The sequence below is a fragment of the Metapseudomonas cellulosilytica genome (assembly GCF_049334135.1).
GTDB lineage: Bacteria > Pseudomonadota > Gammaproteobacteria > Pseudomonadales > Pseudomonadaceae > Metapseudomonas.
On the sequence record NZ_JBHZGN010000042.1, the window covers coordinates 17,940 to 32,352 of the forward strand.

Annotated in this window: 13 protein-coding genes; 8 read left to right on the forward strand and 5 right to left on the reverse strand. The window is 62.0% G+C overall.

All coding sequences use genetic code 11. The features are described 5' to 3' along the window. Positions 1 to 2 precede the first annotated feature (2 nt). The gene (locus ACFW0H_RS29175) at positions 3 to 1,001 is read left to right on the forward strand and encodes an Abi family protein (protein WP_422917323.1); all 999 of its coding nucleotides are present in this window, start codon (positions 3 to 5) and stop codon (positions 999 to 1,001) included. Positions 1,002 to 1,005: 4 nt separating this feature from the next. Here ACFW0H_RS29175 and ACFW0H_RS29180 read toward each other — a convergent pair whose 3' ends face one another. Next, positions 1,006 to 1,146 (reverse strand): hypothetical protein, encoded by a 141-nt coding sequence (locus tag ACFW0H_RS29180; protein ID WP_422917324.1) that lies wholly within the window; start codon positions 1,144 to 1,146, stop codon positions 1,006 to 1,008. Positions 1,147 to 1,305: 159 nt separating this feature from the next. On the opposite strand from ACFW0H_RS29180, the gene ACFW0H_RS29185 reads away from it, so the two are divergent. The 6 genes from ACFW0H_RS29185 (at position 1,306) to ACFW0H_RS29210 (ending at position 7,196) form a co-directional block, all read left to right on the forward strand. Further along, positions 1,306 to 2,043: a hypothetical protein gene (locus ACFW0H_RS29185; RefSeq protein WP_422917325.1), complete on the forward strand. Its 738-nt coding sequence runs from the start codon at positions 1,306 to 1,308 to the stop codon at positions 2,041 to 2,043. 76 nt (positions 2,044 to 2,119) lie between these two features. Further along, complete coding sequence (locus ACFW0H_RS29190) at positions 2,120 to 2,275, forward strand: hypothetical protein (RefSeq protein ID WP_422917326.1); 156 nt, start codon at positions 2,120 to 2,122, stop codon at positions 2,273 to 2,275. 52 nt (positions 2,276 to 2,327) lie between these two features. Next, positions 2,328 to 2,954 carry a hypothetical protein gene (locus tag ACFW0H_RS29195; protein WP_422917327.1) on the forward strand — a complete coding sequence of 209 codons (627 nt, stop codon included), beginning with the start codon at positions 2,328 to 2,330 and terminating at the stop codon, positions 2,952 to 2,954. A 701-nt stretch (positions 2,955 to 3,655) separates the two neighbouring features. Continuing rightward, a complete protein-coding gene (locus tag ACFW0H_RS29200; protein WP_422917328.1) occupies positions 3,656 to 5,686 on the forward strand; it encodes a multicopper oxidase family protein in 2,031 nt (676 codons plus the stop codon). An 11-nt stretch (positions 5,687 to 5,697) separates the two neighbouring features. Further along, positions 5,698 to 6,684, forward strand: coding sequence for an SCO family protein (locus ACFW0H_RS29205; RefSeq protein WP_422917329.1), 987 nt, complete (start codon positions 5,698 to 5,700; stop codon positions 6,682 to 6,684). Between the two features lie 17 nt (positions 6,685 to 6,701). Continuing rightward, on the forward strand, positions 6,702 to 7,196 hold the full coding sequence (locus tag ACFW0H_RS29210; RefSeq protein WP_422917330.1) for a hypothetical protein: 495 nt from the start codon (positions 6,702 to 6,704) through the stop codon (positions 7,194 to 7,196). Positions 7,197 to 7,504: 308 nt separating this feature from the next. On the opposite strand, the gene ACFW0H_RS29215 is transcribed toward ACFW0H_RS29210, so the two are convergent. From ACFW0H_RS29215 to ACFW0H_RS29225, 3 genes are all read right to left on the reverse strand, one after another. Further along, positions 7,505 to 7,909, reverse strand: a complete 405-nt coding sequence (locus ACFW0H_RS29215; RefSeq protein ID WP_422917331.1) for a type II toxin-antitoxin system HicB family antitoxin — start codon at positions 7,907 to 7,909, stop codon at positions 7,505 to 7,507. Positions 7,910 to 7,977: 68 nt separating this feature from the next. Next, entirely contained in the window at positions 7,978 to 8,160 is a 183-nt protein-coding gene (locus ACFW0H_RS29220) for a type II toxin-antitoxin system HicA family toxin (protein WP_422917332.1), read from the reverse strand. A gap of 218 nt (positions 8,161 to 8,378) precedes the next feature. Then, positions 8,379 to 9,173: a MinD/ParA family protein gene (locus ACFW0H_RS29225; RefSeq protein WP_422917333.1), complete on the reverse strand. Its 795-nt coding sequence runs from the start codon at positions 9,171 to 9,173 to the stop codon at positions 8,379 to 8,381. A 437-nt stretch (positions 9,174 to 9,610) separates the two neighbouring features. On the opposite strand from ACFW0H_RS29225, the gene ACFW0H_RS29230 reads away from it, so the two are divergent. Continuing rightward, positions 9,611 to 9,844 (forward strand): hypothetical protein, encoded by a 234-nt coding sequence (locus ACFW0H_RS29230; protein WP_422917334.1) that lies wholly within the window; start codon positions 9,611 to 9,613, stop codon positions 9,842 to 9,844. Positions 9,845 to 10,318: 474 nt separating this feature from the next. Here the strand turns inward: ACFW0H_RS29230 and ACFW0H_RS29235 are convergent, their stop codons facing one another. Further along, positions 10,319 to 14,356, reverse strand: a complete 4,038-nt coding sequence (locus tag ACFW0H_RS29235) for a beta strand repeat-containing protein (RefSeq protein WP_422917335.1) — start codon at positions 14,354 to 14,356, stop codon at positions 10,319 to 10,321. Positions 14,357 to 14,413 lie beyond the last annotated feature (57 nt).

A 14,413-nucleotide genomic window follows, 5' to 3' on the forward strand; every position in this document is an offset into this window, starting at 1 on the left:
GCATGAGGCCCTTCCGCAAGCCAGCCATTGATATTCCGGCGCAGCTGGCCCTGCTCAAACAACGCGGCCTTAGCATTCAGGACGAACATAAGGCGCACTGCTTCCTCGAAGCTGTTAGCTTCTTCCGCCTTACGCCCTACATGCGCCCGTTCCAGATTCCGGAAGATGCCGACCACAGCTTCAAACCGGGCACCAGCCTACGCGCACTTACGCGACTGTACGACTTCGACCGACGTCTGCGCTTGCTGGTCATCGATGCCATCGAGCGCATTGAAGTGGCCGCGCGTGCCGCTATCAGCAACCACATGGGGCCCTTGCATGGAGCCCACTGGTACTTGCAGCGCCACCTGTTCCAAGGCAGCTACCGCCATCAGGATTTGCTCGACGCGATTCGCAGCAAGCAGGACAAAGCACGTCAGGATCATCAGCGAGAGTGCCAGCGCATCGATGCCTCCACAGCGTCGACAGGCCGCAAGCAGCAGCTCAAGGACCTGCGCGCCAAGGAAAGCTACGCCCGCCACTACGCATTGAACTATGACGAACCGGATCTGATGCCCGCCTGGGCCGTCATGGAAGAAATCACCCTGGGTGATCTCTCGCACCTGTTCAAAGGGCTGGCCCGGGATGCCGACAGGAAAGCCATAGCCCGACGTCTAAATTTGCCCGGTCCGCTGCTGCAGTCCTGGCTACACACCCTGACTACCATCCGCAATATCTGCGCGCACCACGCCCGGCTGTGGAATCGGGAGCTGGGTATTCGCCCCGAATTACCCAAGAACGTCACCTTCCTGTGGCCGCAGCACCTTCAGCAACCTGGGCAGCACGCACGCATGTTTACCGTACTGTGCATCCTCAACCTGCTGATGCGCCAAGTAAGCCCACATACCAGTTGGGACAGGCGCTTGCACGAACTCATTGCCGAATTTCCCGAGATCACTCTGCGAGCCATGGGTTTCCCCACCGACTGGCAGCACGACCCATTCTGGCATCTGCCCGATTGAATACTTACTCGATGAGCCGAATGACCACCCACTGGAGGCCGACCATGAGTTGTGGCCGCACTTCCCTTGGCTCGACGCGCTGCGCGCCGAGGCAGAGGAAGGCTTGCTCCGCGCCGGCCTGACCGAGGTGGTTGATCGGTTGCATACAGATATCCACCGCTTTTCACGCCAGCCCAGCAGGTGCCAATTCAATCGTTCCCCCCCCTGCGTGGGGATGCAACTCCAGGCGCTCTGCGCCGGGGTTAAAGAGCGCCACCTAAAACGAAAACACAACGCCAACCACTGGAACCAAAAAGAAGTAGATATGGAAGCCGCTATCCAAAACACCCCCGCAAAACTCCTGGCCTGGCTGACAGGCGCCCTGTCCACCGTAATCGGGCTCTGCTGGGCCGTTATCACCTACGTATTTCCCGACCCGACTGTGTTTGGCCTGGGCGTGGTCAACTGGAAGAACTTCTTGTCCTTCTTCGCCGCCTTCGTCTTCATGGGCGCCCTGTTGCTCTCGATTATGACCTGGCGCCTGCCCACCTTCCTGCGCCGCACCGTCAATCTGGTACTGGCTGCCTGTCTGTCTGCCGGCTTCTTCGTGATCGGCATGGAGTACGCCAAACCCTCCTTCGAGTTCGCTCGGGAACAGGACCGCATCATCGAGAACGACAGCCCCACCCTGCTCGGCAAGCGCATGGAAATGGTCGATAACGTGCGCATCAACCTCAGCGGCTGCAACTTCGTCGCACAAACCCCTTCATGCGTATTCGAGTTCACCAGCACCAACAAGGACCGCGAAATTAGCGTGCGGAGCGTCAGCGCAGTTTTCGAGCAAGACGGTAACAACCTGCGCCTGGAAAAGACCCTGGTGGGCAATGCGGAGTTGAAATACGGCTCCATCGAACTGGTGCGTAACCTCGCTACCAAGGTCACCCTGATCTTCCAGCAAACCCGTAACGACCTGAGCACCATTCCCTCGGTCAAGCTCGTGCTCAACGGTCTCGGCAACTACGAACAGGTGGTCAAGTTCAACGAAGTCGCCGCGGCACGATAATCAGCCGGAAACCCAGGGTGGCCGTAGGATGGGTTGAGCGCAGCGATACCCATCGCCACCGCAGCAAAGGACTGTCATGAACACGCTCGTCATTCTCCAGCCCCTCCTCGACACGCTGAAATGGCTGCTGCCCTTGATGCTGCTGGCAGGGGTGATGAAAACGCCCTGGTTCAAGGGCGGGTTCGGCGAGCGGTTGGTGCGGGTGTTCGCTCATTACCAGTTGGACCCGTAGCCTGATTCGCGCGACCTTGGGATTGGATTCCCCTGCAACGGAGTGCCTCGCCATGCCCCTGCAAAACCGGGTCGATCCTCACAGCCAGCTTCATGCCGTTGCAGAGCGCGGCACCTTCATGGGCAACCGCGGCCGCCTGCACAACGCCGATCAGCAGATCGTCAGCCAATGGAAGATCCGACCGTGGATCACCTGTGCGCTTTGCTTCAAGGATCGAAAGCGCGAGCTAATGGCGCCGAACAGCTACACCGAGCTGTTCTTCCTCGACGAACCGACCGCCTACGCCGCCGGTCACCGTCCCTGCGCGGAGTGTCGACGCCCGGCCTACAAGCTGTTCAAGGAGGCCTGGGCCAGGGCCTTCCCGGAGCAGCAGGACCGGTCGGCCAAAGCGATCGATAACCTGCTGCACTCCGCTCGCTTGAACGATGACGGCAGCCAGCGCACCTGGAGCGCCAAGCTTGCCGACCTGCCAGATGGCACCGTAATCGAGTACGCCGGCGAGTGCGTGCTGCTCTGGCAGGGCGGTCAATGGCGCTGGTCGTTTGCTGGCTACACTCCATTGCAGTCGGCCATCCCCAGCGAACAAGAAGCCACGGTTCTCACGCCGCAACCTATCGTCCGCCTGTTCGCAGCGGGACTGGCCGGGGCGCTCACCGTGCATCCGTCCATCGACTCTTGAAGCGACTGATCGGTCGGGCCTCACGAGCACTGCTCAGACGCCCATCCGCCCTCTCTCCCGTCGCAGGTAGACGCTGTTGCCAGGCATAGAAACCGCTACGCGAAACCTGTAGGGGGTTATGCCGAGCTACGGGGAACATCAGGACGTTCAGCCCCTGAGCGTTGGATTTTCAAATTGTCTGCAGCGAAATTTAACTGCAGTGCCCGGCATGTGCCCTCAAGCCTCTAGCAATCCCTTATACCCAAACAAACGGACATAATTCGCGATAGCACTTTGACAGTCTAAACCTCCTGACTCAGCCAAGGTCGATTGATAAGGTGCGAAATTGGGACGATTACATTTCGATTCTGAAAATGGCGAAGCCCTTACCCTGATGTGACCTGTCAAGGGTGAGGACTTACAAGCGTCTTCAACTGCATCGTGATCCAGCCCCTTCGGCGCAGTCTTTTGCCGAAGGTCATTCCCGGAAGCCGGGGATTATTGTGCACGGAGACCTGATGTACCTTCCGAGAGACGCATCAAGGGCACGCCTCAGGGAAGCGGAACAAGCCAGAGAAAATTTTGCGGAACTGGCCGGTGCCTTAACCAAGGGCGAAGTCACACGACGCGACTTCATCAAATGGGGCCTTGCAACATCCAGCGGCCTGCTGGTCCCGGTCCATGGACTTAGCCCCTTCACCAGCAGCGCCTATGCGGCAACCTTGAATATCCCCTCCGGGCTACCACCAAGCCCACTGTTCGGCGTGCAGCCATTCACCCAACCCATGCCGCGCTTCGACGTGTTGCCACGCAAACCTTTCATCGCCGGCAATGGTGTGATGGCCCCTATTCCCGCCTTCCCGGGAGTGCCGGGTCCTGACCCGACCATGGAGGCGAACACCACGCAACGGCCGGTGCCGGCAGTGCTGGGCGGCGGCACGGGGCCGATCGAGGGTCGTCCGCCGGGCCCCGCCTGGGCCCACCAGCAATGGACCGATTTCCCGGTTCGGATGGCGGTGGAGGTGACCCAGGAGGGCGCCAAGCCCAATACCGTCTACAACCCGGGGGTGCCGTCGAGCCTGAACTCCGGCATCGATCCGGCTCAGTCCTTCCGCCCGACCTTCCATCCTGGCTTGCCGGACCAGGGGCCGCTCGCGCTGTGGACCTTCAATGGCACTTTACCGCCGAAGCTGCTGATGGGGCGTTACCACGAGGCCATTCTCTTCCGTCATCACAACCGCCTGCCGGAAGACCCGAGCCAAAACGGCGGATTCGGCATCCACACCCTCACCACCCATGAGCACAACGGCCACCACGGCGCGGAGAACGACGGTTTCACTGGGGCCTATTTCTTCCCCGGCCAGTTCTACGACTACCACTATCCCATCTGCCATGGCGGCTACTTCAGCATCAACCAGGACGCAGGTGACGCGCGCTGCGGCAGCCCCAACGACGCGGGGGGAGTCGACCGGGTGCCGGGCGATTATCGGGAAACCATGAGCACCCACTGGTTCCACGACCACATGTTCAGCTTTACGGCGCAGAACGTGTACAAGGGCAACGCTGGGATGTTCAACATCTACAGCGCCGTCGACCGCGGTAACGAGGAGATCAACGACGGTGTGAACCTGCGCCTGCCCAGCGGCACGGCCAAGTCCTTCGGCAACCTCGATTACGACGTCAACCTGATGCTCGCCGACAAGGCCTGGGATGGCGACGGCCAGTTGGCCATGAACATCTTCGACTTCGACGGTTTCCTCGGCGATGTGATGACCGTGAATCTGGCATACAAGCCGTTCTTCGAAGTGGAACGGCGCAAGTACCGCTTCCGCATCCTCAACGGGGCGGTGGCGCGCTTCTTCAAACTCGCCTTCAGCGACTCCTCGCCCATGACCATCATCGCCAATGACGGCAACCTGCTGCCGGCGCCGGTTCCGGTCACGACACTGGACGAGATGGGTATCGCCGAGCGCTTCGACATCATCGTCGATTTCTCCCGCTATCAGATCGGTGACAAGGTCTGGCTGGTCAACCTCGCCGAACACGAGAACGGTCGTCGGCCCAAGGAGGACCTGGCCCTGCGCGATGCTCTGGCGGGGACTTCCAGCGATCCCTGCGTCGGCCGCTTCCTCGAGTTTCGCGTCGTCCGCGATCCGGCCCGGCCCGATATCAGCCAGGTACCGGCGCAACTGATCCCGAACCCGGACCTGTCCCGAATTCCGGTGGCAGCCGAGCGGACGTTCGAGTTCGGCCGTGGCGCCCAGCAGACCACCAGCGACCCCATTACCAGCTTCTTCGGACCTTGGGGCATCAAGGCCAGTGGCGGCGACATGCTCGCCGCGGACTTCGGCCGCATCAGCGCCGCGCCACGCTTCGGCAGCCGCGAGATCTGGACGCTGAAAAACGGCGGCGGCGGCTGGGACCACCCCATCCACATCCACTTCGAGGAGGGGCAGATCCTCGCTCGTGACGGCAAGGCGAGCAACGTCCCAGCGTGGGAACGCGGACGCAAGGACGTCTACCGCTTGCATCCGGGCGGCAGTGTCACCCTCAGCCTGCAGTTTCGGGACTTCGGTGGGATGTTCATGGAGCACTGTCACAACACCACCCATGAAGACAACGCGATGCTGTTGCGCTGGGAAATCGACGACCTTGGCGGGGCCTTCCTGCGCCCGCTACCGACGCCGATCCCCACGCCACAGGGCGTCACGTTCGTACCGCCGGATGACATCCTACCCACCGCGTTCAAGTAGGAGGCACCGCCATGGGCAGCTTGAAAGGGTTGGCGATGCTGGCGGCCTGCGCGCTACTGGCAGGGGCTGGAGCCGAGGCCCTGGCCGCGCAGCCCTGGGGCCCGGGCTACTTCCCGGATGTACCGCTGGTGACCCAGGACGGCCGGACTGTGCATCTCTATCAAGACCTGCTCAAGGGCAAGCGGGTCGCGATCAACATGATCTTCACTTCCTGCCCCGACAGTTGCCCCCTCAGTACCGCCAATCTGGCGAGGGTGCGGAGCCAGTTGGGCGACCAGGCCGCGAACATCCATTTCTACTCCATTACCGTCGATCCCGAGCACGACACCCCCGAGGTGCTCAAGGCCTACGCCGAGAAGTTCCACGCCGGCCCTGACTGGCTATTCCTCACGGGCAAGGCAGATGACATCCGCCTGGCGCAGCAGAAGTTGGGCCTGTGGTCCAGCACCGATGCCGAAGACCCGGACCATCACCTGACCAGCCTGATGGTCGGCAACGAACCCGCCGGGCAGTGGATGCGCCAGTCCACTCTGGATAACCCACGCTTCCTCGCCGCCAAGCTCAGCACCTTCCTGCTGGGCTGGCAGAACCAGCGCGGGGTGGCAAGCCAGAGCTACTCAGCCGCGCCACCCATAGCAGACACGGACGCCGGGCGCCTGTTGTTCCGCAGGACCTGCGCGGCCTGCCACACCATCGGCCAGGGCGCGGCATTGGCGCCCGACCTGCAGGGCGTGACCACGCGGCGCGACAAGGACTGGCTCAGGCGGTTCATCAAGGCACCCGACCAGATGCTGGAGCAGAAAGACCCCCTCGCCCTGGAGCTCTTTGCCCGCTACAACCAGGTGCGGATGCCCAACCTGCGCCTCGGCGACGACGACGTCGAGGCGCTTATCCACTATCTCGAAATCCAGGGTGCGACCGCGCAAGGGCAGGCGGATTCCAGGCCGCCGTTGCCACCGGCCAACGGTCATGCCAAGGGCTCCCAGCAACTCCAATAGGCATTGAGGAGACAAAGATGAACATCGCGCGAAGGAGTCTTCCAACAACCCTCCTGGCGTTCGTCGCCCTGGTGATCGGTCTGGTTTCCCGCCGCGCCGCCGCCGCCCCCGTCTTCCAGCGCCGGCCGGACCAGCGTGTCATCCCCATCGCCGGCACCCTGACCACGGCAACCGAGGACATATCGCTCACGGGACAGGCACGGATCAACGCCACCACCTTCAGCGACCCTGACCTCGGTGACGAACCGGGCGTCACCCTGCTCATCGACTTCCTCAACGTGATCGGCGTCGGGCTGACCACGGGCACCCGCTACGTCGCCCATGGCGAAAACCGGGTAGTGCGCGTACTGCGGCCCAGCGACGTGGTGGAGCTGACCTTCCTCCTTACACCGGTCAATGTCAGCTCCACCAGCGTGGCCATTCCGGTGCTGGCCACCTTCCAACTGACCTTCAATGTCGACCAGGGCCAGCTAATCGCAGCCAGCGCCAGTTTCTCCACCCCAAGTTTCTAGGCCATTGGCAAATGTCGTCGAGCAATGGCGGATCAGATAGGGCGAGTAACGGGGCGTTGACCTGCCACAGGCGTTCAGGGGCGACGACGAAAGCCAATGCCAGCATTAGCCGTTCGCCCAGCCAAATAGCCTTGCTTGGGACGGGGTCTTTTCGGACTTCGGGATACGTTTATAGGTACTCCTGATAAACATCGACAGCCAACCCCAGCAAAATCAAAGCCTACAGACACGCTGCTCGACTCCTGGTGCCGCACCATCCTGCCCAATAAAAAGGACGCCAACAGGCGCCCTTTCCCTTGCTCGGCAGATCAGACTGCCGCCAATTCACGCAACGCCGCGGTTGCCAGAAAACCCGAGCGGGAGGCGTAGCGGTGGTCACGCTTCACTCTCTCATCGATACGATGCAGTAGGTTTTCCGGCAGGGTGGCATTGAAGCGCACAGCTTTACCCAGATAGGGGGTCACGTCGAAATCGACAACGGCCCAGACTCCACCCGCAAAGTCTGGATTCGCGTAATGAACATCAATGTCTTGTGCTTGAGGCAAAGGCTGGTCGTCAGCCACCAATCCCTCAAAATGGAGTGCGAGCGCTTCCTGAACATTATCCAGAGCTTCGGCCACAGTTACTCCCGACGAGAAACAGCCTGGAACATCAGGCACGGTCACACCAAAGTCGCTGCCTAGATCTTTATGCAGGACGACTGAAAATTTCATCGCATCAGCCCTCTCCACTAGCTTCCCCTGTTCACCTTTGACCCCAGCTTCTGCTGGTGGCGCCGGCCTCACTTGAGGCCGGCTGTTTTTAGTATGTTGTTTGCAGTTCCAACTGGGATATCTGATTTGGGGTGTGGAACCGTCACCCGTCCCGGCTTCCTTGGATGCTTGAACTGATGGTGACTCCCCTTCACCGCCACTTCATACCATCCGTCCGCTTCCAACATTGCGATGATCTCTTTGCTGCGCATTGAGGTACCTATCCATTGTCTTACCTCCTGGCCATACGGTGTGTACTGTACACACCAATCAGCGCTCCCTCAAATGATTCAATACACACAATACACATCAAAAAGGCTCACCTCGCGGTGAGCCTTTTTTTTGTTTGGGTTTAGTCCGTATCGGCTTGGTGCAGCACCGTATGGTGGCCCTACGGTGGGCTGAAGCCCACCCTACCCGGCCAGGTAGCTCACAGCAGGCGCTCGAAGAAGAACTCGAGGTTGCCCCTCGGCGCCGATGGCAACGGCCAGCCATAGACCCGGTTGGCGATGGTCTTGAATGCGACCGCGCATTTCGAGCGGGGGAACTCTTCGACAACGGCGCGCTGCTTGCGGACCGAGGTGCGCAGTTGTTCGTCAAACGGCAAGGCGCCCAGGTAATGCAGGGCCACATCCAGGGAGCGCTCGGTCAGCTTGAGCATCTTCCTGAACAGGTAGACCCCCTCTTCCGGGCTGCGCGTCATGTTGGCGAGCACGTGAAAGCGGCATACGCCGTGAACGAGGTGCAGGTGCTTGATCAGGGCGTAGGCGCCGGCCACCGACGTGGGCTCATCGCATACCACGACCAGGACTTCCTGGGCGGCACAGGCCATGCTGACGACGATCGGGTCGATGCCCCTGCCCGTGTCGATGATCAGTACATCCAGGTCGTTGGCGATATCGCTGAACGCGTGAATCAGACCCGCCAGTTGAGCAGGGGTCGGTAGCGGCCCTCCGGAAGCCGAGGGCACGACCTTGATGGCCGCCGGCCCTATGTGGACGACTTCCGCCAGACTGCGTCGCCCCGCCAGAACGTCAGCGGAGCAGGCCCGGACGTTCACGCCCAGGGCGACATCGACGTTGGCCAAGGCCAGGTCGGCGTCGAACAGCGCGACTCTCTGCCCCCTTCTGGCCAGGGCGATCGCCAGGTTGGTCGACACCTGTGTCTTGCCGACGCCACCCTTGCCACTGGTCACCGCAATAACCTGTATCGGACTCAGATCCATTTCAGCCTCACACATTCCATGTTGGAGACTTCTCAGGTCAGAACAGAGGTCGATCTGACAGGATCTTCTTCAGTCTTTGCAGGCTGTTGAATCGAACCCCGTCAGCAACTGACGACTTGAGCGTATGAAAACGCCTATCCCCCACAGACTCTCATGCGCCCAAAATGATGGCAAGATGCTGTTAAAGTACCGGCATTCACGATCCAGCCCGTCACGTCGGCACAAGGCGGCACAGAGGCGCAGCGGGACGAATCCCGGGCTATGGGGCCGGAACGATGACGATAAAGACCGCGCAGCAATGCGAAGTTTTTGTCGTTTCGGGCGCACCGATCCGTTGGTAAGCACACGCGTCCGTTCACTCCATTGCTGCGCACCGAACGGCCGCGCCGGACTACCCTTCAAATCGAGGCGCAGTGCCCAGCAACTGGAGTAACTCAATGATCAAGTCTGATGATCAGCCAAAGCTCGAAGGGCTGGGCCTGCAGCCCACCGAACCGAACGACAGCCCCCGCCCCAAGGCTGGTCCAGCCAAGTTCAAGATCGATACCCGCGAGGGTGGCGACCGGCGCAAGTCCCCTGACCGACGCCAGATGATCCGCTTCGAGGAAGACCGGCGAAAAGGCGACCGCCGCGCCAGCAGCGATCCCTGGGATGACAACGTCAACCGCTGAACCAGCTTCATTCTGACGCCGAACATCCACCCTGCTGGCCACAGCAGGGTGTGCCGTACCCGCCACTCGCGAAGGTAGCGCGGACTCCTCTCCAGAAGTGGTGCACATGGCGCACCCTACAAAGCGGCCCCCCTTTCACCTGGTCTGGACCGTAGGGTGCGCTGTGCGCACCGATTCCGGGATCGGCTTCGGCACCACCTCAAACCGCTGCCGCATAGCCCCTTGTAGGATGGGTGGAGCGGAGCGATACCCATGCGGGCCGGGCTGATGGGTATCGCAAGCTCCACCCATCCTACTAACTCGCGTAACGCCGCCCGCCCCATCCGCGAACTGGAAGTCCCAGGGGCAGACCTTCGGCCTGCTTGGCGAATGAATTCGCCCCCACAAGATCAACGCCAACCTGCGCCATGCAAAACAAGGCCTCGCAGCAATGCGAGGCCTTGTCGTGGGTGCTCCCGGCGCGAGCGCTGGTCCTCAAACGTTGAGTACCTGCCCTTCTCCACCGAACAGCGCCATCACCTGGTCATTGCCCTCGGTGGCGCAACCCACCAGGACAATCACCGGGGCGAAGGCCGTGCCATTGGCTGCGCCATCCGCATCCACCTGTACGGTGATGTCGCTGCCCGACTGGGTCAGCTGGACGAAGTCCTCGATCCGGCTGCTCGCCGCCACGAAGTTCGCGTCGAGCAGTCCTGACAGGTCGAGCTTGTCGCCATCGGCAAAGCTGTAGTCGAGGATGCTGTCCACACCCTCACCCAGGTTGCGATAGGCGAATACATCACTGCCCGCCCCGCCGCTCAGCGCATCGTCCCCGCCCCGGCCGACGAGGATATCGTCGCCATCGCCGCCACTGAGTACGTCTGCCAGCATGCTGCCGACCAGGGTGCCGCTGCCCTGGCTGCCGGTGTAGCTGAGCAGCGTGCCGGCTTCGCCCGCACCCGCGACCTGGAAGTCGGCCGCCGAGTAGCGCCCCAACAGATTCAACTCGGCATGCTGCGCGCCGTTGTCCAGCGTCAGCAGGCCTCCGGTGCCATAGGCATTGGCGCTGTAGCCGAGCTGAGTGCCGGCACCGAAGCCGAGGTCGCCGAACACCAGCCGGTCGTCCTGCTCGAGGCCAAGGACCACCGCCAGCGAAGCGGCATCCTCGGCATGGGCCAGGACCAGGGTTCCCGCCCCCTCGCCATGGAATGCGACAGCGGCCTGGGCGGCTCCGCCGAAGGTCAGGCTGGCGTCGCCATCGATCGTTGCACTGCCGTTGCCGGTCACGTCCGCCATCAGCCGCAGGTCGCCGCCGTTCGCCCAGAGGTGGCCGGTGTTGTCGAGGGCACTGCCCACCGTCATGCCGCCGGTGCCCGTGGCGGCCAGCACGCCGCTGTTGACGATTGTGTTGGCTCCGGTATCCAGCTGCAGGCTGTTCACCCCATTGGCCAGGATGGTGCCCGCATTGCTCAACGTCATCTGCCCACCGCCGAGATTCCCGGCGCCCGAGATGGTGTTGTCTTCGTTCACCAGGCGGACAGTCGATGCACCGCCGATGATCAGGTTGTGCTCATCGTCGGAGAGCGTGAGTTGGCCGCCACCGCGCAGCGTCAGGTGATCGGCGAGCACCTCCAGGCGGGTTTCCCGGCCATGGGAATCAAGGGCAACCGTACCGCTGTTGTCGAGGAAACCGCCCAGCGGCAGCATGGAGCCGTCATGCAGGGTCAGGGTGCCGGCGTTGCGGGTCTCGGGTTCCAGATCGAAGACGAAATTCGCGGCGCTGAGTGCGCCGGCATCCACACCACGCAGGGTGATGCTCGAACCTTCACCCAGGGTGATCAGGGCATTGCCCTGCCCGTCGTTGGCAATCTGCAAATCGGCGAAATCCAGGCCCGCGCCGAAGCCGATCAGGTCGATGCGGTCACTGGCCGCGTCGAAGCTGTGGATCTGGTTGTGCGCGATCGGCTGGGCAAACACGAACAGATCGTCGCCACCGGAGCCGGTCAGGTTGTCGTCGCTGGACAGCGCGAAAATCGACGAGCCGGGTGCATAGGCCTCGACGTTGTCCAGCAGCGAAGCGAACCCCGTGCTGCCATCGGCGTTGGTCCAGGTCATGTTCACCGCCAGCACCAGAGCCCCGGCGAAGCTCGCTGCCGTGGTCACGCTGAGATTGCGCGGATCGTCGGTCTGCACCGTCCAGCTGCCGTCGCCATTGTCGGTGCCTCCGCTGATGGACCAGCCGGCCGGTACGCCGTTGATGCTGACGGTTACCGCACCGACGTGTTCCTCCGGATCAGTCAGGGTGAGGTTGATGGGTTCACCGGCGATGCCGGCGGGGGCAGTGGTGGTGCTGTAGACAACGATGTCGGTGTTCGTGATCGAAGTAACCCCGGACAGGTTGGTGATGTTGTCCAGCGTTGCCACTTTCACTCGACCTGCGGTGCTACTCCAGTCCGTATCGAACCAGACTTCACCTCGTCCCGTGTTCGAGTTGAACGCAATGACATAGTTGTCCTGCGAGCCGTTGCCGCCCGTACCGTTCTGGAGCTGGTTGGTGGTTTGGGCAGCGCTGATCACGATGACTTTCTGGTCATCACTGGCTGCAATGTTCGAGACGCTGGTGCGAGTGACCAAATCATTCACGTTGAGCGTTGCACCAGTGGCGGTTCCAACGGTGCCGGCAAAGTTGACGCTGCCACCGCCGCTGTTCCCCGCATCAAGGAAGGCAATCTTGTCCACACCATCGATGTAATCGGTGATCGTGCTCGTGCCCCCACTCGTTGCCAACTGGAACCGGTCAGCCCCACCGTTGCCGGTCAAGGTGTCGGAGCCACCACCTCCGATGATCCTGTCGGCCCCGCTGCCCCCCGTGATGCTGTCCGCACCGGATGAGCCCAGGATGGTAAAAGCCTCGGTCTGGTTGGAAAGGTTCAGCGTTGTCGCCGTTGTGAGTTGCACACTCTCGATATTGGCAATCTGGGCGTCGCCGGTGCTGGCGAAACTGGCCCCCACCCGCAGCGTGTCGGCGCCACTGCCACCATCCAGAAGGCGGTCATTCTGCTCTCCGATCAGAATGTTGTCAGAAACGCCACCCATGATGAAATCATTGCCCGCGCCACCATCCAGGGTTGTGCCGCTATTGCCTCGTGTGTCGATCAGGATGTCGTTGCCAGTGCCGCCGGTAATGTCGCCGTTCGTGCTCGTAATCGAGACGGTTGTGCTTTGCGAAGTCTGCGAACCATCCGTGGCTATATAGGTGAAGCTGCCTGTGGTGTTGTTCTCATTGAAGCTGAATGTCGTAGTTGTCGCCGATACAGAAACGCCACTTGTATTGGTGCCAGCAGTGGCGGATGCGACATTGAGCGAAGCACCTCCCTGAGCCACATCGTTCGCGGTTAGCCAGGCATTCTGCAGCGTAACCACGACGTCCTTTGGACCATTGATGAACAGCGTGTCTGCTGTACCCGTCGGCCCATCATCGACCGGGGTGACATCGAATACAGCAGTGTCGGTCGCCGTCGAGAATGCCGTTGCACCGCCATTGCTGGTCGTGCTGGCAGTGCCGCCATCGCTGCCGCTGGTTTGATCCCAGGCGCGGAAGGTGATGCTCGCCTCGCCGTCGAAATTCGCGGCCGGCTGGAAGTACAGCCGATTGTCACCATCCGCCGCCAGCAAGCGCGCAACGCTCGCGCTCACCGCGCCCAGCGCAGTCCAGGTCGCGCCCCCGTTGAGCGAGTAGTACCAGGTGCCATTTGCCGTTTCGGCATTGGTAATCGCGATGCCGGTTACCGCGCCCGAATCGACATCGGTCACATTGTCCAAGCCACCGGCGGGGGGATTGAGATTGACGAGCGCCGAGACCAAAGTGCCCACCGCCCCCACAGGGGCGCCAGCATCCTCCAGTACCGCGTTGCCGATCGGCGTAGCCGCGGCATTCAGCAGCGGGGCGTCGTTGGTGCCCTGAATGGTCACGGTCACCAATTGGCTAGCGCTGCCATCCAGGCTTTGCACGGTGAAGCTGTCGGTCAGGCTGGCACCGGCGCCCAGGGCCTGAATTGCTGCCTGTGCAGTGCTGGCGCTGTAGCTCCAGTTGCCTGCGGCATTGATGCTGAAGCTGCCATAGCCGTTGCTACCGGCAATGTTCGACTGCGTCAGGAAGGACGATTGGCCGGCATCCGGGTCGCTGATGGTCAGCAGGCCTGCGGTGGTCAGGTTCGGCGTGGAGGCATCCTCCGTTACCGTGCCGCTGCTGACGCCACCGATCACCGCCGCATCGTTGGTGCCGTGGATGGTGATGCTGATCACCTGGCTGGCGGTGCCATCTTCGGACAGCACCGTCAGGCTGTCGCTCAGGGTCACCCCCTCCGGCAAGGCCTGCACGGCCGCATGGCCGTTGTTCAGGCTGTAGGTCCAGCTGCCGTCGGCCAGCACCTCGAAGGTGCCGTAGCCATTGGCGCCGGCGGTACCCGCCGTCACCGGCTGCAGTTCGGCCTCGCCGCTGTCCTCGTCGCTGACCGTGAGCACGCCGGACACGCTGAGGCTGTCCTCCTCGACCACCGCGCCAGCCACGTCGCCGCTGATGCTGGCCGC